This window comes from Bradyrhizobium sp. P5_C12 (assembly GCF_054049735.1).
On sequence record NZ_JBFULU010000023.1, the window covers coordinates 40,394 to 65,128 of the forward strand.

The window sequence follows — 24,735 nt, forward strand, 5'->3', positions numbered from 1 at the left end:
CCATCGCAGTGCGGTGCAGCGTAAAGCCAAAATGGGTCACTGCGGAATCAACTTTGACCAGTGAGGTCGGAAACAGGCCAGCGCCTATTTCGGCGGCTGCAGGTCGCTCTTGAGCCAGCCCTGCACGCGTTCAGCTTTCAGGGGGTCGGGGTCGAACGTCGCGATCTTATGGTCGGATTGCCATAGCTCTACGACGTCGTCTTCCACCAGCGACTGGGCCCGTTCCCTGGCTTCAACTTCATCCGCGCAGATGAGGTCGAGGCGCTGTTTGATGTGCCCATCCTCGCCGATCACACAGGCTTGGTACTCAGGCATCTGACGGCCCTCAGCACCGCTATGGATGGAACCATTAAATTCTCTTGCTCCATTCCTTGCAAGTCCGCGTTCCGCTGGAGGAACGTTCGCAGTGAACGTCTCTCAAATCTATGACGGGGACGAAAATCCTGTTGAAGTGCAGATCGAACAGGAGAAGGCCGCCAATTGAGGCGGCCTTACCCTTTAAATGGGGGATCTTAGGCCGGGCGAACGCAGCCACTCGCTGATGTGCGAGCCGGTTTCGGCCTGCCGGGCTTTGCGGATCGCACGCTCCCGCTTGATACCCGGGGGAAGCGATTTGGCTTCCTGGCGGAGACGCTGTGCTTGTTCGGCAAGGCGCTCTTCAAGGGACGTGGTTTGCTTGAAATGGCGTCGCTGCATGGCGCTGCTCCATTCTAGAGGAGGCGGGAGCGCTAGTGGCGTTCTCATCACCCGATGAAAGCCAAGGGCCGCGCGGTGATGGTTGGATTTTTGCACGTCCCGTACCGGACAGATGGTCAATCTTGACCACCCCGGAAAAGTTAACGAAACCGAAATTCGGACACCTCCGAATTCAACTTAGGCCACCAGGACTTAAACACGGACAGCACCCCCCAATCGGTACTGGCCGAAATAGGTTATGAAATGAAAGAGGTCGCCAACTGAGGCGGCTCTTGTTCTTGAATTTTAAACGGCCCCAGTAGGGGGCCGCCAACCCGCCTTGCGGGTTTTCCTCCAGCTGTCGGGGGGGCGCCTTTCGGCTGGGGGTGCGAGCAAACGCGCCGCCAAGCCGGTTGTTCCCCAAGGGTGTTCTCTTAGCGGAACGCCCCGTCCTTTATTCGCTACACCCAGAACGGGTTAATCCTAAACGCGCATGAACAGGTTGTGGCAGTTCGCGAACAAAACAGGCCACTCCCAAATTCAACTTAGGCTACTAGGGGTTAAAACAGGCCAGCGCCGCTCAATCCAAAAGAACATATTGCGAACTAGGAACAAATGGGGTACATTGGTTTTATCGCCGGCCCGCCTCGCCAACCGTTTGTCCCCCTAGCGAATCCTCGCCATAAGGAGCACGACCCAATGTCCACCACTGCCCTGCGTATCGTCGAAGGATCTTCCATGGACAAGAGTAAAGCTCTGGCCGCCGCGCTCTCCCAGATCGAGCGCCAGTTCGGCAAGGGTTCGGTGATGAGGCTCGGCAAGAACGACCGTTCGATGGATGTCGAGGCGGTGTCCTCCGGGTCGCTCGGGCTTGATATTGCGCTCGGGATCGGCGGTCTGCCGAAGGGGCGCGTCGTGGAAATCTACGGGCCGGAATCCTCGGGCAAGACCACGCTGGCCCTGCACACGGTGGCGGAAGCGCAGAAGAAGGGCGGGATCTGCGCCTTCATCGACGCCGAACATGCGCTCGACCCGGTCTATGCCCGCAAGCTTGGGGTGAACATCGACGAGCTGCTGATTTCGCAGCCGGACACCGGGGAGCAGGCGCTGGAAATCTGCGACACGCTGGTGCGCTCGGGTGCGGTGGATGTGCTGGTGGTCGATTCGGTCGCGGCCCTGGTGCCGAAGGCCGAGCTCGAAGGCGAGATGGGCGATGCGCTGCCGGGTCTCCAGGCCCGTCTGATGAGCCAGGCGCTGCGCAAGCTCACGGCCTCGATCAACAAGTCCAACACCATGGTGATCTTCATCAACCAGATCCGCATGAAGATCGGCGTGATGTACGGCTCGCCGGAAACCACCACCGGCGGCAATGCGCTGAAATTCTATGCCTCCGTCCGCCTCGACATCCGCCGCATCGGCGCGATCAAGGAGCGCGACGAAGTGGTCGGCAACACCACGCGCGTCAAGGTGGTGAAGAACAAGCTGGCGCCGCCCTTCAAGCAGGTCGAGTTCGACATCATGTACGGCGAGGGCGTCTCCAAGATGGGCGAGATCCTCGACCTCGGCGTCAAGGCCGGCCTCGTCGAGAAATCCGGTGCCTGGTTCTCCTATGACAGCCAGCGTCTGGGCCAGGGCCGCGAGAACTCGAAGGCCTTCCTGAAGGCCAACCCCGACATCACCGCCAAGATCGAGACCGCGATCCGCCAGAACTCCGGCCTGATCGCCGAGCAGATTCTCGCCGGCACCCCCGAGCGCGACGCCGACGGCGAGGAGCCGGGCGACGAGTAAGTTCTAACGCGAAGAACTTTCGCGAGGAGCGGGCGCTGAGGACGTTGAGTTGCCGACGTCGTCAGTGCCCGTTTCGTTTTGTGTTGCGTTGATCAGGTGGTGCGATGACGCGTCTGATCTTGACCGGCTGGGGCGGCGGGAGTGAGCTTGGTCGATCGGGGTTGGCCGAGATCGTCATACCGTTCCATTTTCGATTTGAGTGGGGGCCGCTCCCGACGGCGGAAAAGCTCTCGGCTTATTTCGCGGCATACACCACAGATCTTGGTCCGGCGGATCACTGGTCGGATTGGGTCCGCTGGCCGCGGGGCGCCAAGGGCCGCAAATTGTCGCTGGCCGAGTTTTGCGAGCCTTATGACGAGATCGAACTCTGGTTCGGAGCGACGCCCCAAGATCAATTGCAACTCGTCTGGTTGCTCGATCACCTCCGCAGTTATCCTGCGCTGGCACAGAAGCTCAAGCTGCGATTACTGGACTCCGACCTGATTTTTTATCCCGATTATGATTTCGCCAAGGGCGAGCGACACATTCCTGTCGGGCGGGTCACTGCAGAGGAGTTCGAGATTGCCAAATTGGCGTGGTCGGCCTATCGCGCGCCGACCCCGAAGGCTTGCATTGATCTGCTTCACCGCGACCTGAGTTGCTTGCTGATGTTGCGGCCGGCGTTGCTCGAGCTTCTGGCAGAGCTTCCGTCTCCTTTGACAGGACTGGGTGCGACCGAGATGCGATTTCTGGAGATGCTTGACTGGTATGCGAACACGAATGCGTTGTTCCATCTCCGCTCGCTACGGCGGACATATGTGTTCGGTGAGATCGAACTCGGATTTTTGTTCGAGGGGCTCGCACTCGGGCCGAAGCCCGCAGTGGCCGGTTTGGGCGACGAACTGCGCACCATTGAACGTCGGAATTCGCGAGCGCGGCACGAAGTCTTTCTTCGCAGCCGTCTCTCGTTGACGGAGTTCGGCAAGGCCGTCCTGGCCCATCAGGAGGATTTCAGCCGTCACAATCCGATCGACCGCTGGTGGGGTGGCACGCATCTGACCAATGATCAGCTATGGCGCTACGGCGCTGTTTTGACGAAACCCTGAGGCTGCGGGCATGACGCGGCTCATTGTCACGACTGACTCGTCCATCGCCGGCGCTATTCAACAGGCGGGCTTGCGGATCTTGTGATTTCGATCGAGCGCCGGCTGGTCTGGGGACCATTGCCGTCCGAGTCAGAGCGGGATGCGTTCTTTGCGCCGCGTACGGCGCAATCGTCGTGGATGCGCGATACGTTCGACGAAAACGACGCGCGCAAGCGCCGTGCCCACGATCTTTCACGTCATGCAAAGGTGGTGGGCACGCTTTCGCTTTGCCCACCCTGCGAGACCTCCGTCGCGGCTTACTCCGCTGCTTCCGCGTAATCGCTCACAGGCGGGCACGAGCACACCAGATTGCGGTCGCCATAGACGTTGTCGACGCGGCCCACAGGGCACCAGTATTTGTCGGTGCGCGAGGTGCCCGCGGGGAAGCAGCCTTCGCTGCGGGTGTAGGCGCGGGCCCACGCGTCGTCCGCGATGTCGTGCACGGTGTGCGGGGCGTGGCGCAGCGGCGAGGCCTCGATCTTGAAACGGCCGGCCTCGACCTCGGCGATCTCTTTCCGGATCGCGATCATGGCATCGCAGAACCGATCCAGCTCCGCCTTCGATTCCGACTCGGTCGGCTCGATCATCAGCGTGCCCGGCACCGGGAAGCTCATGGTCGGGGCGTGGAAGCCGTAATCGATCAGGCGCTTTGCGATGTCGTCGACGGTGACGCCGGACGTCGTCTTCAGCGGCCGCGGGTCGACGATGCACTCATGCGCGACGCGGCCCTTCTCGTTCTTGTAGAGCACCGGGAAATGCGCATCGAGCCTTGCTGCAATGTAGTTGGCGTTGAGGATCGCGATTTCGGTGGCGCGCTTCAGGCCTTCGCCGCCCATCATCAGGATGTAGATGTAGGAGATGGTCAGGATCGAGGCCGAGCCGAACGGCGCCGCCGAGACCGGGCCGACCGGCGCATCCCCATTCGTCGCGGGGTGGCCCGGCAGGAACGGTGCAAGGTGCGCCTTGACGCCGATCGGGCCCATGCCCGGGCCGCCGCCGCCATGCGGAATGCAGAACGTCTTGTGCAGATTGAGATGGCTGACGTCGGCGCCGTAATCGCCGGGCCGGGACAGGCCGACCTGCGCGTTCAGATTAGCGCCGTCGAGATACACCTGGCCGCCATGGCCATGGACGATGTCGCAGATCTCGCGGATGTGCTCCTCGAACACGCCGTGCGTCGAGGGATAGGTGATCATGACCGCGGCGAGATCGTTGGAATGCTTCTCGGCCTTCGCCCGGAGATCATTGACGTCGACGTCGCCGTTCTTCTCGCAGGCGACCACCACCACCTCCATGCCGACCATCGCGGCCGAGGCTGGGTTGGTGCCATGGGCGGAGGAGGGGATCAGGCAGATCTTGCGATGGGCCTCACCGCGCGCGGCATGATAGCCGCGGATGGCCAAGAGCCCGGCATATTCGCCCTGCGCGCCCGAATTCGGCTGGAGCGAGATCGCGTCATAGCCGGTGATGTCGCACAGCCATTTTTCCAGCCGCGCGAACAGCGCATGATAGCCCTTGGCCTGCTCGCGCGGCGCGAACGGGTGCAAGGAGCCGAACTCCGGCCAGGTCAGCGGCATCATCTCGGTGGTCGCGTTCAGCTTCATGGTGCAGGAGCCGAGCGGAATCATCGCGCGGTCGAGCGCGAGGTCGCGATCGCTGAGCTTGCGCATGTAGCGCAGCATCTCGGTCTCCGAGCGGTGCGCGTGGAACACGGGATGGGTGAGGAAGGAGGTCGCGCGCTTCAGCGAATCGGGCAGCGCCTCGCGCGTGGTCGCATCGATCTCGGCGTAGGTGAGCTTGCCGCCGAACGCACGCCAGACCGCCTCGACGGAAGCGGGCGTCGTGGTCTCGTCGAGCGCGATGCGCAAGGCGCCATCGCCGAGGCCGAGATTGATCTTTTCGGCCCATGCACGCGCCACGATCTCGTCGCGCTTGCCGCCGACGTCGACCGTCACCGTGTCGAAGAAGCTGTCGGATTGCAGCGCGAAGCCGAGCTTGCGCAAGCCGGCCGCGAGCACGGCCGCACGGCGATGCACATTGCGCGCGATCTGCGCAAGCCCCTCGGGGCCATGATAGACCGCGTACATCGAAGCGATCACGGCAAGCAGCACCTGCGCGGTGCAGATGTTGGAGGTCGCCTTCTCGCGGCGGATATGCTGCTCGCGGGTCTGGAGCGCGAGGCGATAGGCGGGCATCCCGCGGGAATCGACGGAGAGGCCGACGATGCGGCCGGGCAGCGAGCGCTTCAGCGCATCGCGCACCGCCATATAGGCCGCATGCGGTCCGCCATAACCCATCGGCACGCCGAAGCGCTGTGCCGAGCCGATCGCGATGTCGGCCCCCAACTCGCCGGGCGCGGCGAGCAGTGTCAGCGCCAGCAAGTCGGCGGCAACGATCGCGAGGGCGCCCTTGGCCTTCAGCGCCGCGATCGCGGGCCTGAGGTCGCGCACCGCGCCCGATGAGCCCGGATATTGCAGCAGCGCGCCGAGCACGTCGGCCGTGTCGAGATCGATGAGGGGATCGCCGACAACCAGGGTCCAGCCCAAGGGCTCGGCGCGGGTGCGCATCACGGCGAGCGTCTGCGGATGCACGTCCTTGTCAACGAAGAAGGCTTTCGCTTCGACCCGCGAGTGCCGCTCCGCGAGCGCCATCGCTTCCGCGGCGGCGGTCGCCTCGTCGAGCAGTGAGGCGTTGGCGACGTCGAGCCCGGTGAGGTCGCAGATCATGGTCTGGAAGTTGAGCAGCGCTTCCAGCCGGCCCTGGCTGATCTCGGGCTGGTAGGGCGTGTAGGCCGTGTACCAGGCCGGGCTCTCCAAAATGTTGCGCTGGATCACCGCGGGCAGGATGGTGCCGGAATAGCCCTGGCCGATCAGCGAGGTGAAGACCTGGTTGTCGCGCGCAAGCTCGGCCATATGCGCGATCGCCTCGGTCTCGCTGAGCGGCTTGCCGAGATCGAGCGGGGCGGTCTGCCGGATCGAGGCGGGCAGCGTCTCCGCCATCAGCGCGTCGACGCTTTTGGCGCCGACGGTGTCCAGCATCGCGGCGACATCGCGCGCGGAGGGGCCGATGTGGCGGCGAACGAAGGCGGCGGTATCGCCATCGGATTTGCGGTGCGCGGTCATCATGGGTCCTCGTTTTAGGTCATCTGTCGCTGTCATGCCCCGCGAAGGCGGGGCATCCAGTAAACGCGGCCGTCAGTGCTTGAGCCGATGGGGCGCGGCGTACTGGATCACCCGCCTTCGCGGGTGATGACAGGGAGTATGAGGTTGGAGTCTGCTTCATCTCACGCCGTGTGTGCCTTGTAGGCGGCTTCATCCATGAGGCCGCCGAGCTCGCTTTTGTCGGCAATCTTGATCTTGAAGAACCAGGCTGCGCCTTGCGCATCCGTATTGATCAGCGCCGGCTCGCCGGCGAGTGCGGGGTTGGTCTCGAGCACCTCGCCCGAGATCGGTGCGTAGACGTCGGAGGCGGCCTTCACGGACTCCACGACGGCCGCGGCTTCGGTCTTCTTCAGCGTGCGGCCGACCTTGGGCAGTTCGACGAACACGACGTCGCCGAGCTGCGACTGCGCGTAATCGGTGATGCCGACGGTTGCGACATCGCCGTCGATGGCCAGCCATTCATGGTCGGAGGTGTACAGCGTCGTGGTCATTTTCTCAGTCCTCAGCGTTTGTAGGTGTTTTTCACGAAGGGCATGGCGGCGACGGTGAGCGGCAGCCGTTGCCCGCGCACCTCGGCGAACAGTTTTGTGTCGAGCGCGCTCAGGCGCGTGGGCACGTAGCCCATTGCCACCGGCGCGTTCAGGCTCGGGCCGAAGCCGCCCGATGTGACCTTTCCGATCGGCTCGCCGCCGGCGCTATCTGCAAACAGCAGCGCGCCTTCGCGCACCGGGGCGCGGCCTTCGGTGCGCAGGCCGACGCGGCGGCGGCTCGCGCCCTGGTCGAAATGCGCGAGGATCTTGTCTGCACCGGGAAAGCCGCCGGCGCGGGCGCCACCGCTGCGGCGGCTCTTCTGCACCGACCATTCCAGCGCGGCCTCGACCGGCGTGGTCGCGGTGTCGATGTCGTGGCCATAGAGGCAGAGCCCGGCTTCCAGCCGCAGGCTGTCGCGGGCGCCAAGGCCGATCGGCATCACGTCCGCGTTTTCCAGCAGCGTCCTGGCGAGGCGCTCGGCATCGCCTGCGGGAACCGAAATTTCAAAACCGTCCTCGCCGGTATAGCCGGAGCGCGAGACGAAACAGTCGAGGCCGGCGACCTTGTGCGGGCCGGCGTCCATGAACTTCATGCCGGGCGCCTCTGCACACAATTTCGCCAGCGCCGCTTCGGCCTTCGGGCCCTGGAGCGCGATCAGCGCGCGGTCGGCCAGCGAATCGATGATGCAGTCGTCCGAGAGGTGCGCGCGCAGATGCGCCTCGTCCTCGGCCTTGCAGGCGGCGTTGACCACCAGGAACAGGTGATCGCCGAAATTGGCGACCATCAGATCGTCCAGGATACCGCCATCCGCATTGGTGAACTGGGCATAGCGCTGCCGCCCCGGCGCAACCGCGACGATGTCCTGCGGCACCAGCCGCTCCAGCGCGCGGGCGGCGTCCTCGACCTTGCCGGACTTCGGCAGCAAGCGGAGCTGGCCCATATGGGAGACGTCGAACAGGCCGGCTTGGCTGCGGGTGTGAAGGTGTTCCTTCAGCACGCCGGCGGGATATTGCACGGGCATGTCATAGCCCGCGAACGGCACCATCTTGCCGCCGAGGGACACATGCAGCCCGTGAAGGGGGGTACGTTTCAGGGAGTCTTGGTCGTCGCGCGCTAGCATCACAGGGGCCCTCGGCGGTTCCCCGGGGAGGATTCCCCGATGGACACCAGTCGAAGCCCCATCTGTCGCTGTGCCTGAGAGTATTATCCCGTCGGCGGACGCCATCCGGACATCAAGCCCGTCGGCGCCTCTTTCCAGATGCTGTCAAAGCCACGCGGTCCTTTTGCCTGAGAGTTTCCGGGGCGGTTGCTCCTTCGGCGCCGGCTACCCAAAGCCGGTCTCTCCCGACGTGGCCGTACGATACAAATAGGTACAGACCACAGCCCGGCCAAGCCTGTCAACGCGGGCTTTGCGCCTTTCAACGGGATTGCAACGGGATTGCGCTGATACGGCAACCCTCTGATCTCTCTGCACAGTTTCTGGACAGCGAAGCTGGCCTTGTCTAAAAGCGCTTTGGCCCGCAGATATCAGCCCAAATCACAGGTTTGGATGGCAAGGAAGCGGGTCCAAGCACACCCGATTGGATGAACATGAGCGGCGTCAACGAGATCAGGTCGACCTTTCTGAACTTCTTTGCCGAGAACGGCCACGAGATCGTGTCGTCCTCGCCATTGGTGCCGCGCAACGACCCGACGTTGATGTTCACCAATGCCGGCATGGTGCAGTTCAAGAACGTCTTCACCGGCGTCGAGAAGCGGCCCTATCAGCGCGCCACCACCTCGCAGAAATGCGTGCGCGCGGGCGGCAAGCACAACKACCTCGACAATGTCGGCTACACCGCGCGCCATCTCACCTTCTTCGAGATGCTCGGCAACTTCTCGTTCGGCGACTATTTCAAGGAGCGCGCGATCGAGCTTGCCTGGACCCTGATCACCCGGGATTTCGGGCTGAACAAGGACAAGCTGCTGGTCACCGTCTACCACACCGACGACGAGGCGGCCGGCCTCTGGAAGAAGATCGCGGGCTTCTCCGAAGACCGCATCATCCGCATCCCGACCTCGGACAATTTCTGGGCGATGGGCGACACCGGCCCGTGCGGTCCGTGCTCTGAAATCTTCATCGATCGCGGCGATCACATCTGGGGCGGCCCTCCGGGCTCTCCGGAGGAGGATGGCGACCGCTTCCTCGAATTCTGGAATCTCGTGTTCATGCAGTACGAGCAGGTGACGAAGGAGGAGCGCGTGCCGTTGCCGCGTCCCTCGATCGACACCGGCATGGGGCTGGAGCGCATGGCCTGCATCATGCAGGGCGTCGACAGCGTTTTCGAGACCGATCTGTTCCGTCATTTGATCGATGCGACCGCGTCAGCGCTGGGCAGCGGGCCGAACGAGCAGACGGTGGCCTCGTTCCGCGTCATCGCCGACCATTTGCGCTCCTCGGCCTTCCTCGTCTCCGACGGCGTGCTGCCCTCGAACGAGGGCCGCGGCTACGTGCTGCGCCGGATCATGCGCCGCGCGATGCGCCATGCGCAGCTTCTTGGCGCGAAAGAGCCGCTGATGCACCGCCTGGTCTGGGCGCTGGTCCGCGAGATGGGCCAGGCCTATCCCGAACTGATGCGCGCGGAAAACCTGATCGAGGAAACGCTGCGGCTGGAAGAGACCCGCTTCCGCAAGACGCTGGTCCGCGGCTTGGCCATCCTCGACGAGAAGAGCGCGTCGTTGAAGAAGGGCGACATGTTCGACGGCGACGTCGCCTTCACGCTGTACGACACCTACGGCTTCCCGCTCGACCTGACGCAGGACGCGCTGAAGTCGCGCGGCATCGGCGTCGACCAGGCGTCCTTCACCGATGCGATGGAGCGCCAGAAAGCCAAGGCGCGCGAGTCCTGGAAGGGTTCTGGCGAAGCTGCCTCTGAGGCGATCTGGTTCCCGCTGCGCGAGAAGCTCGGCGCCACCGAATTTCTGGGCTACGAGACCGAGAGCGCCGAAGGCGTGGTGTCCGCGCTGGTGAAGGACGGCCAGGAAACCACGAGCCTCAAGGCCGGCGAGACCGGCGCGCTGGTGCTGAACCAGACGCCGTTCTATGCGGAGTCCGGCGGCCAGGTCGGCGACACCGGCGTGCTGACGGGCGAAGGCGGGATCAAGTTCCGCGTCACCGACACGCAGAAAAAGCTCGGCGATCTCTTCGTGCATATCGGCACGGTGGAGAGCGGCGAGCTGAAGCTCGGCACCGCGCTCCAGCTCGAAGTCGATCACAGCAGGCGCTCGTCGATCCGCGCGCATCACTCTGCGACCCATCTCATCCACGAGGCGCTGCGCCAGGTGCTCGGCGACCACATCGCCCAGCGCGGCTCGATGGTCGCGCCGGACCGGCTGCGCTTCGACTTCGTGCATCCGAAGCCGATCACGGCGGAGGAGCTTGCCCGCGTCGAGGACATCGCCAACGACGTGGTGCTGGAGAACGACGAGGTCACGACCCGCGTCATGGGCGTGGACGAAGCCCGCGAAGCGGGCGCGCGCGCCCTGTTCGGCGAGAAATATGGCGACGAGGTTCGCGTCGTCTCGATGGGCCGGACCGCGCGCGAGCGCGGTGCCAACGCGCTCGGCTGGTCGGTCGAGCTCTGCGGCGGCACCCACGTCAGGCGCACCGGCGATATCGGCCTGATCACGCTGACGGGCGAGAGCGCGGTCGCCTCCGGCGTGCGCCGCATCGAGGCGCTGACCGGCAACTATGCGCGCAAGCACGCCAACGACACCATGGCGCTGGCGAAGACCGCGGCCAACGAGCTGCGCACCTCGATCGACGACGTGCCGGCGCGTATCGCTACGCTGATGGAGGAGCGCAAGAAGCTCGAGCGCGAATTGTCCGATGCGCGCAAGAAACTCGCGATGGGCGGCGGCGCGTCCGCCGGCAGCAACGGCGCGGCGGCTGGCGTGCGCGAAGTCGGCGACGTCAAGCTGATGGCGCGCGCGGTCGAAGGCATCGAGATGAAGGATCTCAAGAGCCTCGCCGATGACGGCAAGAAGCAGATCGGCTCCGGCGTCGTCGCCATCGTCGGCGTCACCGAGGACGGCAAGGCCGGAATCGTGGTCGGCGTCACCGCCGACCTCGTCGCGCGCTTCAATGCCGTGAACCTGGTGCGCGTTGCCTCCGAGGCGCTCGGCGGCAAGGGCGGCGGCGGCCGGCCCGACATGGCGCAGGCCGGCGGCCCCGACGGCGCCAAGGCGTCCGAGGCGCTTGCGGCGATCGAAAAAGCGATGGCAGGCGCGTAAAGGCCCATGCGCCTCGTTCCGCGAGGACGTGGGCTTCGCGATCCCGATTTGAGGGACCGCCTCTACGAATTGCTGGAGCACGATCCGCTGGCCTATTCGGCCGGATCGCGCTTCATCCAGCTCATCATCGGCGTCATCGTGCTCGACGTGGTCGCGATGATCCTCGCCTCGGTGCCGGAGCTCGACGCGCAATTCGGCGTGCTGTTTTCCGCGATCACCATCTTGTCCGTGATCGTGTTCGCGCTGGAATATGCCGCGCGTCTCTGGACCGTGGCGGGCCACACGCCGCGCCAGGGTTCTGCCCTTGCCGACCGGCTGGGCTATGCCTTCTCCGCGCTCGGCATCATCGATCTCATGGCGTTCCTGCCGGCCGCGATCGTCCTGGCCACGGGCCGGCACGCGACGCTGGCCGGGCTCGGCGTGCTGCCGTTCTTCAAGCTGATCCGGTACTCGCCGGCGATGCGCTCGCTGCTTGCAGCCGTCCATGCCGAGCGGCGGGCGCTGATCGGCTGCATCGTCATCCTGTTCGGCGTGGTCCTGACCTTTGCCTCGCTACTCTACGCCATCGAGCGTGATGTGCAGCCCAGCAAGCTCGGCACCATTCCGGACGCGATGTGGTGGGCGATCGTGACGCTCGGCACCGTCGGCTATGGCGACGTCGTGCCGGTGACGCCGCTCGGAAAATTCGTCTCGGTGTTCGCGATCGTCTCGGGCTTTGCCATGATCGCGCTGCCGGTCGCGATCATCTCCACCGCCTTTGCCGAGGAGGTGAAGCGGCGCGACTTCGTCGTCACTTGGGGCATGCTGGCGCGGGTGCCGCTGTTCTCGCATCTGTCCGCGTCCGAGATCGCCGACATCATGCGGCTCCTGCGCGCCCGCACCACCGAGCAGGGCGAGATCCTGGTGCGGCGAGGGGACGTCGCATCGTCGATGTATTTCATCACCGCCGGCGAGGTCGAGATCGCGTTGCCGAGCCAGCAGGTGCGGCTTGGCGACGGCACCTTCTTCGGCGAGATCGCGCTGCTGCACAAAACCAAACGCAGCGGCACGGTGACGGCGACGCGGAAGACGCGGCTGCTGCTGCTCGACGCCCAGGACTTCCATGCCCTGATCGAGCGCATGCCGACGCTCGCCGCCCACGTCCATGAGACCGCGAGAGCGCGGCTCGAGGAGACCGGCGACCTCGCGGCGGCGGAGCTGGCACAGGCCGAGCGCGACGGTACCGACCGCTGAGCGGTCAGCCCTTCTTCAGGAAGACATAGTCGGCCGAGTAGGGCGCGCTCTTGAAGTCGCCGGCCTTGTCGCAAGCGCCGTCGAGCTTGCCGCCATGGGTGTTGATGCGCTGGACTGTGGTGACCGGGGTCAGCACGCCACTGCCGCGGCGGGAGGCGACCTCGAGCTTCAGCCAGGCGATGTCGGCGGCGGTTGCGCCCGGTGCGTTGCCGATGGCCTTGCCGACCACGGCGCTGCCGTCAGCATGCTCCCAGTTCGGGCCGGCATAGTGCCGGCCGATGGTCTTGCCGTCGGCGAGCAGCGTGGCGATCGGCTCGCGGAAGGCCCAGGCGAGCTTGCCGTCGGTGCCCGCCTTGCACTCATAGACCTGCGCGCCTTCGGCGTGGACGCTGAGCACGACGGTCTCGCCGGGAGCGGCGATGGCGTCGGGAAGCGGCTCCGCGGCCCCCGCTGATCCGATCATGGCCGCGAGCAGCGGCAGGCAGGGGACGGCGAGCTTGGTGGACATGGTCGGTCTCCGCGCGATGGTGTCAAAATGAATGGGCCGCGCCTGGGCGCGGCCCATCATGATGTTTAACCCCGATCAGGCGGAAATAATGCGCAGGCTTACGCCGCCAACGCTTTCGTGAGGTTTTCCGCGACCTTGTCGAGGAAGCCGGTGGTCGAGAGCCAGCGCTGGTCGGCGCCGACCAGGAGCGCGAGGTCCTTGGTCATGTAACCTTCCTCGACCGTGTCGACGCAGACCTTCTCCAGGGTGGTCGCGAACTTCGCGAGTTCCGGGTTGTTGTCGAGCTTGGCACGGTGGGCGAGGCCCCGGGTCCAGGCGAAGATCGAGGCGATCGAGTTGGTCGAGGTCTCCTTGCCCTTCTGGTGCTCGCGGTAGTGGCGGGTCACCGTGCCGTGGGCGGCCTCGGCTTCGACCGTCTGGCCGTCGGGGGTGAGCAGCACCGAGGTCATCAGGCCGAGCGAACCGTAGCCCTGCGCGACGGTGTCGGACTGCACGTCGCCGTCGTAGTTCTTGCAGGCCCAGACGTAGCCGCCGGACCATTTCAGCGCCGAGGCCACCATGTCGTCGATCAGGCGGTGCTCGTAGGTCAGGCCCTTGGCGTCGAACTGCTTCTTGAACTCGCGGTCGAAGATGTCCTGGAAGATGTCCTTGAAGCGGCCGTCATAGACCTTGAGGATGGTGTTCTTGGTCGAGAGATAGACCGGATAGTTGCGCATCAGGCCGTAGTTGAAGGAGGCGCGGGCGAAATCGATGATGGAGTCGTCGAGATTGTACATCTCCATGGCGACGCCGGCGCCCGGGGCCTTGAACACTTCCTTCTCGATCACGGTGCCGTCCTCGCCGACGAACTTCATCGACAGGGTGCCCTTGCCCGGGAACTTGATGTCGGTGGCGCGGTACTGGTCGCCATAGGCGTGGCGGCCGATGATGATCGGCTTGCTCCAGCCGGGAACGAGGCGCGGCACGTTCTTGCAGATGATCGGCTCGCGGAAGATGCAGCCGCCGAGGATGTTGCGGATGGTGCCGTTCGGCGACTTCCACATCTGCTTGAGGTTGAACTCCTTCACCCGGGCCTCGTCCGGGGTGATGGTGGCGCACTTGACGCCCACGCCGACCTTCTTGATGGCTTCGGCGGCGTCGATGGTGACCTGATCGTTGGTCTGGTCGCGGTACTCCATCCCCAGATCGAAGTAGAGCAGCTCGACATCGAGGAACGGGTTGATCAGCTTGTCCTTGATGTACTGCCAGATGATCCGGGTCATCTCGTCGCCATCGAGTTCGACGACGGGGTTGGTCACCTTGATTTTTGCCATGATCGGGGAAGCCTCTTGGGAACGGCGCTATTGGCGCGCCACGGGAATATCCGCCGCCTCTTAGCACCGGGACGCGGCGGGCGAAAGCCAAGGGATTATGCACTTTTAGCTCATCCAGCTTCCGCAGACGGGGAGCGGCGGGCCGCCGTCCGGCCGGGCCGGGGCTGAAGTTTCGGGCGAGATTCAAAAGTCGATTCCAACCCGTTATTTCCCTTGAGAATTTCGTCAGGACAGGCAAACGACAGGCGAGCGGGCAGAGCCGGCCGGGCAGCCGGCTTGAATCAATTCCTGAGGCCTCCTCTCCAAGGCCTTGGAGAGGCAGCGTGAAAGCGAGACGAGATGTCGGGGACTGACAAGAGCAAGGCGGGCCTCGCCCTCGACGGTCCCATCGTGATCCTGGTCGAGCCGCAGCTCGGGGAAAACATCGGCATGGCCGCACGCGCCATGGGTAACTTTGCGCTCAGCTCCTTGCGCATCGTCAACCCCCGCGACGGCTGGCCCAACATCGCCGCCCAGCGCGCCGCGGCCGGCGCCGACCACATTCTGGAACGGGTCGAATTGTTCGACACGGTCGGTGAGGCCGTCGCCGACCTCGACCTGCTGTTCGCCACCACCGCGCGCCCCCATGACCAGGCCAAGCCGGTGGTCGGGCCCGAGGCCGCCGCGGCCGAGATTTCGGGTCACGTCGCGACAGGGGGCAAGGCCGGCATCCTGTTCGGCCGGGAGCGCTGGGGCCTGACCAACGAGGAGGTTGGCCTGTCCAACCGCATCATCACCTTCCCGGTCAATCCGGGCTTTGCCTCGCTCAACCTCGCCCAGGCCGTGCTGCTGATCGGCTATGAATGGTTCAAGCGGGCGACGTCCGGCGAGCTGCCGCACGCCATGCCCGAGCGCTCCGAGCGCGCCTCGCAGCACCAGATCCAGGCCTTCTTCGAGAACCTGATCCGGGAGCTCGACAAGGTCGAGTTCCTGCGCCCGGCCGAGAAGCGCGACACCATGCTGGTGAACCTGCGCAACATCTTCACCCGGATGGACCCGACCAAGCAGGACATGCACACCCTGCACGGCGTGGTGATGGCAATCGCCGAGGGACGCAAGGGTCCGGCCAAGGGCGGCGTGCTCGACGGCGCGCAGGCGACGCGGCTGCGCGCGCTGCTGGCCGAGCACGGGCAGGGCGGTGGTGTCTCCGACAGCGGCTCGACCGTGCGCGGCCTCGCGCGTCTGCTCCGCCGCAACCCGACCGATGCCGAGCGCCTGCTCTGGCAGGCGCTGACCCGCGACCGTCGTTTCGCCGGTCAGTTCAAGCGCCAGACCCCGGTCGGCCGGCACATCCCGGACTTCGTCTCGTTCCCGCACCGGATCGCGATCGAGCTGGTCAATCCGGGCGAGGGCGAGACCATCGCGGCGGACCGGGCGGGACGGCGGACGTGGCTGGAGGCGCGAGATTATCGGGTGATGGAGATCAGGGCCGCGGATGTCGAGCGCGACCTGGAGGCGGAGCTGGTGCGGCTGCAGGGGATGATCGAGCAGAGCGCGTAGCTCTCGTAGGATGGGCAAAGACGCGTAGCGCCGTGCCCGCCACTTTTGTTTCCGAGCGCGTTGGTGGGCACGCTTCCGCCTTCGATTTTCAAGCTACGGCGGACAAGTCGCTTTACCCACCCCACGAAAATGGCGCGAAGTCAGGGGAGAGCTGTTCGCCACGCCGCGGAGAATTAGATGAGCTATCCGTCAAGGGTCGTCCTTCGCCTGCCGCTATCGAGCGAAGGTCTGTTGGCTGCCTTTGTCGAGCAGTGTCTTCGTGATCGCGTTGCTCTCATTGCAGTCGTCGGAGAGGGCGCCGCACGGATCGAGGACATCATCGATGAACTCGTCGTAGGCGACGGGACGGATGACACACGCTTTGTCGTGACCACCTCGCACACGAATGAGACGGTGGAAGAGGTTTTGGAGTTCGCCGGTTTGTGGAATGACCAGCGAAATCAGCCCGTCCAAATAGTGAATTTATAGATCTCGTAGGGTGGGCAAAGCGAAGCGTGCCCACCATTCTTCGACCGATCAACTGAGGTAGAAATGGTGGGCACGGCGCTTTGCGCCTTTGCCCACCCTACGAAGATTCACACCGTTTCCAGCTGATCCGCCGCGCGCTTCTTCTTCGTCTTGGACTGGCTGAGCAGGGGGCCGGCGGTGAGCGCGGCCGTATCCGCCACGCCCGGATCGCGCGAGATCATCGCTGCGACGATGGCGCCGTCGATGAGGAGCCCGAGCTGATGCGCCAACACCGCTGGCTCGGCCGATCCGAGCTCGCCGGCGAGCTTCTCGATGTGGCCGAGCACGATCTTCTTGTGTTTCAGCGCGATGTTGCGGAACTGCTTGGCGTCCTTGTCGTGCTCGCCGACCGCGTTGATGAAGGGACAGCCGTAGAAGCGCTCTTCGGCGAACCAGCTCTTCAGCGCCGGGAAGATGCGCGTGAGTTTTGTCTGCGCGTCGCCGCCGCCGTCTTCCATGGCGCCGATGAACCATTCGCGCCACTGCTTGCCTTCGCTCTCCAGCACCGCATTGACGAGATTGGTCTTGGAGCCGAACAGCTTGTAGAGCGTGGTCTTCGCGGTGCCGGCTTCCTCGATGATCGCATCGATGCCGGTGGCGTTGATTCCGTTCTTGCAGAACAGATGCGTCGCGGCGCTCAAGAGGCGCCCGCGTGCGGACTCGTCCTCGCCGGCACCGGCATGGGGCGGATTTGAATTCTTCTTTGATGACGTCTTTGCCATGAGTCCAAACTTACCCGCAGCCGCGCCGCATCAGCAAGCCGCATCTGTTCCGCGCTGAAAAGATTCGCATCCGCTCGCTCATCTGCTCCGCCTTTGAGCACGAGGCGGCTGATCAATCCGCAGGCAGCGCCGGCTAAGCGGCTCCAATGCTTCGCATTTTGTTTTTGGCTTCCTCTGGCACGCTCCATGCAAGGAAACAGACCGTTCGGTATCCTACCGATTTCCACTTCTGCCAGGGAGAAGATGATGACTGCCGTCGTTCAAAAAACAGTGCTGACGGGTTGCCTCGCGCCCATCGACAAGAATGGCCTCGAGCAACTGATCGCCAACGGCAAGGCCAATCCGAAGGTCATCAAGACCTTGAAGTGCAAGACGGTCGCGGAAGGAAAATTCCGCCACGCCAACTATATCCGCAATTTGCCACCCTATATCGTCGACGAGCCGCCGGGCTTACTCGGCGACGACACTGCGCCCAATCCGTCGGAAGCCTCGCTCGCCGCGCTCGGCTCTTGCCTTGCGGTCGGCCTGCACGCCAACGCCGTGCATCGCGGCTGGATCGTCAACAAGCTCGAGCTCGAGCTCGAGGGCGACCTCAACATCACCGCGGTCTGGGGCACCGGCGACGTCTCCGACAAGCCGGTCGGCTTCACCGATGTGCGGGTCAAGGTCGACATGGAGTGCGAGGGCATCGCGCAGGACGAGATCAACGCGCTGGTCGCCCATGTGAAGAAATGGTCGCCGGTCGCCAACACTTTCACCCGCCCGGTCAATCTCGAGGTCGGCATCTAGCCATCAACCAGGACAAGGTGCGGGAGACGATCATGGGTTCACTGGCTTTATCACGGGCCGAAGTTTTGGATCAGCCCGCACCGTCCATTGCAGGGGAGGTGGCGCGGATCGCGCGGGAGCAGCTTGCGCCGCTCGCCGCCGGCATCGACGACGGCGCGGTCTATCCGGCCGAGGTGCTGCGCCGGTTCGGCGAGGTCGGCGCATGGGGCAGTCACATGCCCCAGGAGGGTCCTGCGGATTTGCGCTGCGCGATCCAGGCGATGGCGGCGATCGGCGAGGTCTGCGGTGCCACGGCCTTCATGGCCTGGTGCCAGAACACGCTGGTCTGGTACGCGGCCAACTCGACCAACATGAAGCTGGCAAAACGGTTCGGCGACGGTTTTTCGACCGGCCGGCTGCTCGGCGGCACCGGGCTGTCCAATCCGATGAAAAGCTTCTTCGGCATCGAGAAGCTGAAATTGAAAGGGCGCAAGGTCGAGGGCGGCTACATCGTGCGCGGCGCGCTGCCCTGGGTGTCCAATCTCGGCCCCGACCATTATTTCGGCACCATTTTTGAGCGCGAGGACGATCAGGGCATCGCAAGTGGCGAGCCCGGCACTGTGATGTTTCTCGCCGACTGCTCCGACCCCGCGATCACGCTGACGCCGTGCAAGCCGTTCCTCGCCATGGACGGCACCGGCACCTATGGCGTGCAGTTCCGCGACGTCTTCGTGCCGGATGAGCTGATCCTCGCCGATCCCGCCGCGCCCTTCGTCAAGAAGATCCGCGCCGGCTTCATCCTGCTCCAGGCCGGCATGGCGCTCGGCCTGATCCGGGACTGCGTCAACATCATGGACGAGGTCGGGGGTCCGCTCGGCCACATCAACCGCTATCTGCCGCAGCAGCCGGTGCATGTCCGCGATCTCGCCGCCGAGCTCGAGGCGGAGACCATGGCGCTGGCGCGCGATCCCTACAACGAAGAGGAGACCTACTGGCGCAAGGTGATCGCGCTGCGCCTGCGCGCGGGCGAGGCCAGCGTCGCGGCGGCGCATGCGGCGATGCTGCATTGTGGCGCGCGCGGCTATCTCAAGAGCCACCGCGTGCAGCGCCGCCTGCGCGAGGCCTATTTCGTCGCGATCGTCACGCCTGCCACCAAGCAGTTGCGCAAGATGCTCGCCGACGCCTGATTTTACGAGTCCACCCCGAAGACCCCCAACCTCAACGGAGAGGCTGCCATGACTGACGTCCTGATCACTGCCGTCGAACTTGCCGATCTCTTGAAGACCGAGCCATGTGTCATCGTCGACACCCGCAACCCCGACGCCTACGCCGCCGGGCATCTCCCTAACGCCGTCAACGTCCACGAGATTTTCACTTTCCTGGCGACCTCGACGCCGGAAGGGATCAGCGAGCTGAAGACAAAATTCGCGGACGCCTTTGGCGGCGCCGGCCTCTCCGGCAAGGAAACGGCTGTGATCTACGAGCAGTCGATGAATTCCGGCTTCGGCCAGTCCTGCCGCGGCTACTACCTCCTCACCATGCTCGGCTATCCCAAGGTGAAGGTGCTGCATGGCGGTTTCGACGCCTGGTCGGCCGCGGGTTTTCCGGTGACGAAGGATGTTCCGGCACCCGCAAAGGCCTCGTTCTCGATCGTGCCGGAAGCGGGCGAGATCCTGATCGACGCCAAGACCATGCTCGGCGCCGTCGGCAAGCCCGGCATCGCCATCCTCGACGTCCGCGACGTCGATGAGTGGATCGGCGACAGCTCGTCTCCTTACGGGAAGGATTTCTGCCCGCGCAAGGGCCGCATCCCCGGCGCGGTGTGGCTGGAATGGTACCGGATGATGAAGCCGACCGCCGAAGGCCCGCGCTTCAAGTCCAAGGACGAGATTTTGGCGGAATGCGCCACCGTCGGCATCTCGCAGAGCACGCCGGTCTATCTCTACTGCTTCAAGGGCGCGCGCGCCTCGAACACCTTCCTCGCGCTGAAGAATGCCGGCGTGAAGGACGTGCGGATGTATTTCGGCTCCTGGAACGAATGGTCGCGCGATCCGTCGCTGCCGATCGAGCAGGGCCTGCCGATTGCGTCTGATGTGACGACCAAGGCGGCGTGAGCGTCGCTAACCGAAGGCCCGCGGACGGGGCGCTATCCCGAGCGCCTTGATCCGCGAGGCCAGCGTGGTCGGCTTGATATCCAGCATCTCCGCCGCGCCGCCGGGGCCGAACACTTTTCCCGCGCAGGCCTCGAGCGCGGCGAGGATGTTGGCGCGCTCGTGGTCGCGCATCTCCGACGACGTCATGACCGCCGGACGCGCATCCGCTTTCTGGCGTGCGGCGCCGGTCGGAGCTTGCGCGCCGGACGCATCCGGCAGATCGATGCGCAACCGGCCGTTCTGCGACAGGATCGCGGCGCGCTCGATCACGTTCTGCAATTCGCGGACGTTGCCAGGCCAGTCGTAGCGGGTCAGCCGCCGCGCATCGCCCTCCGACAGGCGCAGATTCGACTTCAGCGCCTTGCTCTCGCGCGTCAAAAAATGCTGCGCGAGCAGCGGAATGTCCTCGCGCCGCTCGCGCAAGGGCACCGTCTCGATCGGGAAGACGTTGAGGCGGAAATAGAGATCCTCGCGAAAACGGCCGCGTTGGACCTCCTGCTTGAGGTCGCGGTTGGTCGCGGCGATGACGCGGACGTCGACCGCGCGGGTGCGCTCCTGGCCGACGCGCTCGAAATGGCCTTCCTGCAACACCCGCAGCAGCTTGCCCTGGAGTTCGAGCGGGATCTCGCCGACCTCGTCGAGGAACAGCGTGCCGCCGTCGGCGAGCTCGAACCGGCCGATGCGGTCGCGCGTCGCGCCGGTGAAGGCGCCGCGGACATGGCCGAAGAACTCGCTCTCGAACAATTCGCGCGGGATTGCGGCGCAGTTGACGCGGATCAGCGGGCGGTCGCTGCGGGTGGAGTCCTCATGGATGGCGCGGGCGATCAGCTCCTTGCCGGTGCCGGACTCGCCGGTGATCATCACGGCCGCGGTGGTTGGCGCCACCAGCTTGACCTGGCGCAGCGTCTTCTGGACCGCCTCGCTCTGGCCGATGATGCCGCGGGGGTTGGTCTCGATGCGGATTTCCTCCTGGAGATAGGCGTTTTCCAGCTCCAGCCGCTCGCGCAGGCGGTCGACTTCAGTGAGCGCGGCGTGCAGCTTCTCGTCGGCCTCGCGCCGCTGGCTGACGTCGCGGAACACTACGACGGCGCCGACCACGACGCCGCGGTCGCGAATGGGCGTGGAGGTGTATTCGACCCACGCCGGCGAGCCGTCCTTGCGCCAAAACACTTCGCCGTCGACCTGGTGCACGGCGCCGTCGCGGAACGCCGCATAGATCGGGCAGTCGTGGTTGTGATAGTGCCGGCCATCATGGTGGGTGTGGTGCACGATTGGGTGGATCTCCTTGCCGACCAGCTCCTCGGCGGTCCAGCCCAGCATGCGTTCGGCGGCAGGGTTGACGAAGGTGGTCTTTCCTTCCGCGTTCACGCCATAGATGCCTTCGCCGGCGGCGCGCAGGATCAGCTGGTTCTCGCGCTCAATGTCCTGGAACACCCGCTCGACCCGCTGCCAGGTCGAGATGCCGCTGCGCATGTGGTCTTCGGCGGCGGCATCGACATTGCGGCGGCGGCGCGCGTCGAGATCGGTCAGCGTGAGCAGCACCAGCGTGCGGCCGTCATGGGGCAGGACGCAGCCGGCATATTCCAGCCGGAGATTTTGCCCGGTGGCATGGCGGGGGGTAAGCGCCGTGGTCCAGTAGGCGCCCTTGTGCAGCACGGCCTGCGTGAACACGGTCAGCGCCGGAAGCTCGCCGGCGTGCAGGGTGCTGGCCCTGGTCTGCCGCAGCAGCGCGCGGTCGTAGCCGAGCAGGGCGCAGGCGGCCGGATTGGCATCGATGATCTGGTCGGCATAGGGATCGACCAGCAGCGTGGCCTCGACGGAGGATTCGAAGGCCGCGACGCGCGGATCGATCGCCTCGGCGGTATCATCGGAAACGAGCATTGGCGTCGTTGCCATTACGAAATCTCGTGATTGAACTACGAATTATCGTATATCACGAGTTTTCGTAGCGACCAAGTGTGATGAAAAGTGCTGCGTCATCAAAGCACTGGCCGGCCGAAAGGCGGTGGCATGCTCCTTGCGTAATTCCCCCTGCAATGACGCGCAGGAGGTCCGATGTCTACGTTCGACAATCCGTTTGATCCCGATCGCAACCTTCGAGCCGGCTGCGTCTGTGGCCAGCACCAATCCGCGGCGGAGCACGAGCAGGCCACGGCGATGCGCTGCGCGCCCGTCGAGAGCGAGGAGAAGCGCTACGAGGGCGTCGTTGCATCCGCCGTGATGCGCGCGATGTTTCCGCAGGACGTTGCGCGGCGCGCCTTCCTGAAGTCGGTCGGTGCGTCGACCGCGCTTGCGGCGCTGTCGCAGTTTTTCCCGCTCAAGACGGCGACCGAAGTGTTTGCGCAGACTGGGGCGCCCGAGAAGAAGGACCTCAAGGTCGGCTTCATCCCGATCACCTGCGCCACGCCGATCATCATGGCGGCGCCGCTGGGCTTCTATTCCAAGCACGGCCTCAACGTCGAAGTGGTCAAGACCGCTGGCTGGGCCGTGATCCGCGACAAGACCATCAACAAGGAATACGACGCCGCACACATGCTCGCGCCGATGCCGATCGCGATCTCGCTGGGTCTCGGTGCCAACGCCATTCCTTTCGCTGTTCCCGCGATCGAGAACATCAACGGGCAGGGCATCGTGCTGGCGACGAAGCACAAGGACAAGCGCGATCCGAAGGACTGGAAGGGCCTGAAATTCGCGATCCCCTTCGACTATTCCATGCACAACTATCTGCTGCGCTACTATCTCGCCGAGCACGGGCTCGACCCCGACACCGACGTGCAGCTGCGCTCGGTGCCGCCGCCGGAAATGGTCGCCAATTTGCGCGCCGACAACATCGACGGCTTCCTCGCGCCGGACAACATCTGCCAGCGCGCGATCTATGATGGCGTCGGCTTCATGCATCTCTTGTCCAAGGAGATCTGGGACGGCCATCCCTGCTGCAGCTTTGCCGCCAGCCGCGAGTTCATCACGACCGCGCCGAACAGTTTTGCCGCGCTGACACGCGCGATCGTCGATGCCACGGCCTATGCGTCGAAGGCGGAGAACCGCAAGCAGATCGCGGAGGCCATCGCGCCGGCCAACTACATCAACGCACCGGTGACTGTGCTGGAGCAGGTTTTGACCGGCACCTATGCCGACGGTCTCGGCGGGGTGAAGACCGACGCGAAGCGCGTCGACTTCGATCCGTTCCCCTGGCAGTCGTTTGCGGTGTGGATGCTGACGCAGATGAAGCGCTGGGGCCAGATCAAGGGCGACGTCGACTACAAGGCGGTGGCAGAGCAGGTGTATCTGGCCACCGACACCAGGAAGCTGATGACGGAGATGGGCCTCACACCGCCGGCGAGCAGCTACAAGTCGTTCGCGGTGATGGGCAAGGCTTTCGATCCGGCCAAGCCGGAGGATTACGTCGCGAGCTTCAAGATCAGGAAGGCGTCGTGAGCAAGTCTCTCTCGCCCTTGTCGTCCCGGCGAAGGCCGGGACCCATACCGCGTGATCTATCGGTTGCGGAAGGCAGCAGTACCGGGCAACGAGTCTTCGGCAAACTTTTCCCTGGGGTTATGGGTCCCGGCCTTCGCCGGGACGACGCGTGGAGAGATCTCGCGCAATGACATCCTCCCTCCGCCTTCGCGCCGGCCTCGTCTCGATCGCGCTGCTGGCCGCGTTCCTCGGCATCTGGCATCTCGCCACGCGCTCGACCGGCGCCGTCGCCACGATGACCCCCGAATACGCCAAGCTGATGGGGCTGACCGCGACACAGGGCAAATCGGCCATGCCCGGTCCGCTCGATGTCGGCGCAAAGCTCTGGGAGCATCTGCGGCGGCCGTTCTACGACAACGGGCCGAACGACAAGGGGCTCGGCATCCAGCTTGCCTATTCGATCGCGCGCGTCGGCACCGGTTATCTGCTGGCGGTGCTCGTCGCCATTCCGCTCGGCTTCCTGATCGGCATGTCGCCGCTGCTGAGCAAGGCGCTCGATCCCTTCATCCAGGTGCTGAAGCCGATCTCGCCGCTGGCCTGGATGCCGCTCGCGCTCTACACCATCAAGGATTCCTCGATCTCGGCGATATTCGTCATCTTCATCTGCTCGATCTGGCCGATGCTGCTCAACACCGTGTTTGGCGTTGCCAGCGTGCGCAAGGAATGGATCAACGTCGCGCGCACGCTCGAGGTCGGCACGCTCAGGCGCGCCTTCACCGTGATCCTCCCCGCAGCCGCGCCGACGATTTTGACGGGCATGCGCATCTCCATCGGCATCGCCTGGCTGGTGATCGTCGCCGCCGAGATGCTCGTCGGCGGCACCGGCATCGGCTACTTCGTCTGGAACGAGTGGAACAACCTCTCGATCACCAATGTCATCATCGCGATCCTGCTGATTGGGGTCGTCGGCATGCTGCTCGACCAGATCCTCGCGCGCTTCACGCGCCTGGTCACGTTTCCGGAGTAG

Annotated in this window: 20 protein-coding genes and 1 riboswitch; of the genes, 11 read left to right on the top strand and 9 right to left on the bottom strand. The window is 64.7% G+C overall.

Annotated features, from left to right (window positions below; translation table 11 throughout):
* Positions 1-84: 84 nt before the first annotated feature.
* Positions 85-315: a hypothetical protein gene (locus ACXJMY_RS21085; RefSeq protein ID WP_456621269.1), complete on the bottom strand. Its 231-nt coding sequence runs from the start codon at positions 313-315 to the stop codon at positions 85-87.
* A gap of 183 nt (positions 316-498) precedes the next feature.
* Positions 499-696 (bottom strand): hypothetical protein, encoded by a 198-nt coding sequence (locus ACXJMY_RS21090; protein WP_456621270.1) that lies wholly within the window; start codon positions 694-696, stop codon positions 499-501.
* 678 nt (positions 697-1,374) lie between these two features.
* On the opposite strand from ACXJMY_RS21090, the gene recA reads away from it, so the two are divergent.
* Both recA and ACXJMY_RS21100 read left to right on the top strand, forming a co-directional pair.
* On the top strand, positions 1,375-2,463 hold the full coding sequence (gene recA / locus ACXJMY_RS21095) for a recombinase RecA (RefSeq protein ID WP_456621271.1): 1,089 nt from the start codon (positions 1,375-1,377) through the stop codon (positions 2,461-2,463).
* A 104-nt stretch (positions 2,464-2,567) separates the two neighbouring features.
* Positions 2,568-3,548: a hypothetical protein gene (locus ACXJMY_RS21100; protein WP_456621272.1), complete on the top strand. Its 981-nt coding sequence runs from the start codon at positions 2,568-2,570 to the stop codon at positions 3,546-3,548.
* 296 nt (positions 3,549-3,844) lie between these two features.
* Here ACXJMY_RS21100 and gcvP read toward each other — a convergent pair whose 3' ends face one another.
* The 3 genes from gcvP to gcvT all read right to left on the bottom strand — a co-directional run bounded on the left by gcvP (position 3,845) and on the right by gcvT (position 8,399).
* Positions 3,845-6,709 (bottom strand): aminomethyl-transferring glycine dehydrogenase, encoded by a 2,865-nt coding sequence (gene gcvP, locus ACXJMY_RS21105; protein WP_456621342.1) that lies wholly within the window; start codon positions 6,707-6,709, stop codon positions 3,845-3,847.
* A gap of 161 nt (positions 6,710-6,870) precedes the next feature.
* The gene (gene gcvH / locus ACXJMY_RS21110) at positions 6,871-7,239 is read right to left on the bottom strand and encodes a glycine cleavage system protein GcvH (protein WP_456621273.1); all 369 of its coding nucleotides are present in this window, start codon (positions 7,237-7,239) and stop codon (positions 6,871-6,873) included.
* Positions 7,240-7,250: 11 nt separating this feature from the next.
* Entirely contained in the window at positions 7,251-8,399 is a 1,149-nt protein-coding gene (gene gcvT / locus ACXJMY_RS21115; protein ID WP_456621274.1) for a glycine cleavage system aminomethyltransferase GcvT, read from the bottom strand.
* Between the two features lie 146 nt (positions 8,400-8,545).
* A riboswitch (glycine riboswitch) is annotated at positions 8,546-8,636 on the bottom strand.
* A gap of 233 nt (positions 8,637-8,869) precedes the next feature.
* Here gcvT and alaS point away from each other — a divergent pair.
* Together alaS and ACXJMY_RS21125 are read left to right on the top strand one after the other, a co-directional pair.
* A complete protein-coding gene (gene alaS, locus ACXJMY_RS21120) occupies positions 8,870-11,551 on the top strand; it encodes an alanine--tRNA ligase (RefSeq protein WP_456621275.1) in 2,682 nt (893 codons plus the stop codon).
* Between the two features lie 6 nt (positions 11,552-11,557).
* Positions 11,558-12,784 carry a cyclic nucleotide-gated ion channel gene (locus ACXJMY_RS21125; protein WP_456621276.1) on the top strand — a complete coding sequence of 409 codons (1,227 nt, stop codon included), beginning with the start codon at positions 11,558-11,560 and terminating at the stop codon, positions 12,782-12,784.
* 4 nt (positions 12,785-12,788) lie between these two features.
* Here the strand turns inward: ACXJMY_RS21125 and ACXJMY_RS21130 are convergent, their stop codons facing one another.
* Positions 12,789-13,292, bottom strand: coding sequence for a DUF3455 domain-containing protein (locus ACXJMY_RS21130; RefSeq protein ID WP_456621277.1), 504 nt, complete (start codon positions 13,290-13,292; stop codon positions 12,789-12,791).
* A 98-nt stretch (positions 13,293-13,390) separates the two neighbouring features.
* Complete coding sequence (locus ACXJMY_RS21135; protein ID WP_456621278.1) at positions 13,391-14,605, bottom strand: NADP-dependent isocitrate dehydrogenase; 1,215 nt, start codon at positions 14,603-14,605, stop codon at positions 13,391-13,393.
* Between the two features lie 339 nt (positions 14,606-14,944).
* On the opposite strand from ACXJMY_RS21135, the gene ACXJMY_RS21140 reads away from it, so the two are divergent.
* The gene (locus tag ACXJMY_RS21140; protein WP_456621279.1) at positions 14,945-16,144 is read left to right on the top strand and encodes a TrmJ/YjtD family RNA methyltransferase; all 1,200 of its coding nucleotides are present in this window, start codon (positions 14,945-14,947) and stop codon (positions 16,142-16,144) included.
* Between the two features lie 177 nt (positions 16,145-16,321).
* Positions 16,322-16,612, top strand: a complete 291-nt coding sequence (locus ACXJMY_RS21145; RefSeq protein WP_456621280.1) for a hypothetical protein — start codon at positions 16,322-16,324, stop codon at positions 16,610-16,612.
* A gap of 107 nt (positions 16,613-16,719) precedes the next feature.
* On the opposite strand, the gene ACXJMY_RS21150 is transcribed toward ACXJMY_RS21145, so the two are convergent.
* Positions 16,720-17,373, bottom strand: coding sequence for a TetR/AcrR family transcriptional regulator (locus ACXJMY_RS21150; protein WP_456621281.1), 654 nt, complete (start codon positions 17,371-17,373; stop codon positions 16,720-16,722).
* 246 nt (positions 17,374-17,619) lie between these two features.
* Between ACXJMY_RS21150 and ACXJMY_RS21155 the strand changes: the two genes are divergently transcribed.
* The 3 genes from ACXJMY_RS21155 to ACXJMY_RS21165 are packed head-to-tail and all read left to right on the top strand — an operon-like array spanning position 17,620 to position 20,255.
* Positions 17,620-18,162 (top strand): OsmC family protein, encoded by a 543-nt coding sequence (locus ACXJMY_RS21155; RefSeq protein ID WP_456621282.1) that lies wholly within the window; start codon positions 17,620-17,622, stop codon positions 18,160-18,162.
* Positions 18,163-18,194: 32 nt separating this feature from the next.
* Complete coding sequence (locus ACXJMY_RS21160) at positions 18,195-19,328, top strand: acyl-CoA dehydrogenase family protein (protein ID WP_456621283.1); 1,134 nt, start codon at positions 18,195-18,197, stop codon at positions 19,326-19,328.
* 48 nt (positions 19,329-19,376) lie between these two features.
* On the top strand, positions 19,377-20,255 hold the full coding sequence (locus ACXJMY_RS21165) for a sulfurtransferase (RefSeq protein ID WP_456621284.1): 879 nt from the start codon (positions 19,377-19,379) through the stop codon (positions 20,253-20,255).
* Between the two features lie 6 nt (positions 20,256-20,261).
* Here the strand turns inward: ACXJMY_RS21165 and ACXJMY_RS21170 are convergent, their stop codons facing one another.
* Positions 20,262-22,190 (bottom strand): sigma 54-interacting transcriptional regulator, encoded by a 1,929-nt coding sequence (locus tag ACXJMY_RS21170; protein ID WP_456621285.1) that lies wholly within the window; start codon positions 22,188-22,190, stop codon positions 20,262-20,264.
* Positions 22,191-22,349: 159 nt separating this feature from the next.
* Between ACXJMY_RS21170 and ACXJMY_RS21175 the strand changes: the two genes are divergently transcribed.
* Positions 22,350-23,729 (top strand): CmpA/NrtA family ABC transporter substrate-binding protein, encoded by a 1,380-nt coding sequence (locus ACXJMY_RS21175; RefSeq protein ID WP_456621286.1) that lies wholly within the window; start codon positions 22,350-22,352, stop codon positions 23,727-23,729.
* A 166-nt stretch (positions 23,730-23,895) separates the two neighbouring features.
* Positions 23,896-24,735: a nitrate ABC transporter permease gene (gene ntrB, locus ACXJMY_RS21180; RefSeq protein WP_456621287.1), complete on the top strand. Its 840-nt coding sequence runs from the start codon at positions 23,896-23,898 to the stop codon at positions 24,733-24,735.

Coding starts and splice junctions, on each gene's coding strand:
- ACXJMY_RS21085 (WP_456621269.1), bottom strand. CDS start 315: ATGCCTGAGTACCAAGCCTGTGTGATCGGCGAGGATGGGCACATCAAA.
- ACXJMY_RS21090 (WP_456621270.1), bottom strand. CDS start 696: ATGCAGCGACGCCATTTCAAGCAAACCACGTCCCTTGAAGAGCGCCTT.
- recA (WP_456621271.1), top strand. CDS start 1,375: ATGTCCACCACTGCCCTGCGTATCGTCGAAGGATCTTCCATGGACAAG.
- ACXJMY_RS21100 (WP_456621272.1), top strand. CDS start 2,568: ATGACGCGTCTGATCTTGACCGGCTGGGGCGGCGGGAGTGAGCTTGGT.
- gcvP (WP_456621342.1), bottom strand. CDS start 6,709: ATGACCGCGCACCGCAAATCCGATGGCGATACCGCCGCCTTCGTTCGC.
- gcvH (WP_456621273.1), bottom strand. CDS start 7,239: ATGACCACGACGCTGTACACCTCCGACCATGAATGGCTGGCCATCGAC.
- gcvT (WP_456621274.1), bottom strand. CDS start 8,399: ATGCTAGCGCGCGACGACCAAGACTCCCTGAAACGTACCCCCCTTCAC.
- ACXJMY_RS21125 (WP_456621276.1), top strand. CDS start 11,558: ATGCGCCTCGTTCCGCGAGGACGTGGGCTTCGCGATCCCGATTTGAGG.
- ACXJMY_RS21130 (WP_456621277.1), bottom strand. CDS start 13,292: ATGTCCACCAAGCTCGCCGTCCCCTGCCTGCCGCTGCTCGCGGCCATG.
- ACXJMY_RS21135 (WP_456621278.1), bottom strand. CDS start 14,605: ATGGCAAAAATCAAGGTGACCAACCCCGTCGTCGAACTCGATGGCGAC.
- ACXJMY_RS21140 (WP_456621279.1), top strand. CDS start 14,945: ATGTCGGGGACTGACAAGAGCAAGGCGGGCCTCGCCCTCGACGGTCCC.
- ACXJMY_RS21145 (WP_456621280.1), top strand. CDS start 16,322: ATGAGCTATCCGTCAAGGGTCGTCCTTCGCCTGCCGCTATCGAGCGAA.
- ACXJMY_RS21150 (WP_456621281.1), bottom strand. CDS start 17,373: ATGGCAAAGACGTCATCAAAGAAGAATTCAAATCCGCCCCATGCCGGT.
- ACXJMY_RS21155 (WP_456621282.1), top strand. CDS start 17,620: ATGACTGCCGTCGTTCAAAAAACAGTGCTGACGGGTTGCCTCGCGCCC.
- ACXJMY_RS21160 (WP_456621283.1), top strand. CDS start 18,195: ATGGGTTCACTGGCTTTATCACGGGCCGAAGTTTTGGATCAGCCCGCA.
- ACXJMY_RS21165 (WP_456621284.1), top strand. CDS start 19,377: ATGACTGACGTCCTGATCACTGCCGTCGAACTTGCCGATCTCTTGAAG.
- ACXJMY_RS21170 (WP_456621285.1), bottom strand. CDS start 22,190: ATGGCAACGACGCCAATGCTCGTTTCCGATGATACCGCCGAGGCGATC.
- ACXJMY_RS21175 (WP_456621286.1), top strand. CDS start 22,350: ATGTCTACGTTCGACAATCCGTTTGATCCCGATCGCAACCTTCGAGCC.
- ntrB (WP_456621287.1), top strand. CDS start 23,896: ATGACATCCTCCCTCCGCCTTCGCGCCGGCCTCGTCTCGATCGCGCTG.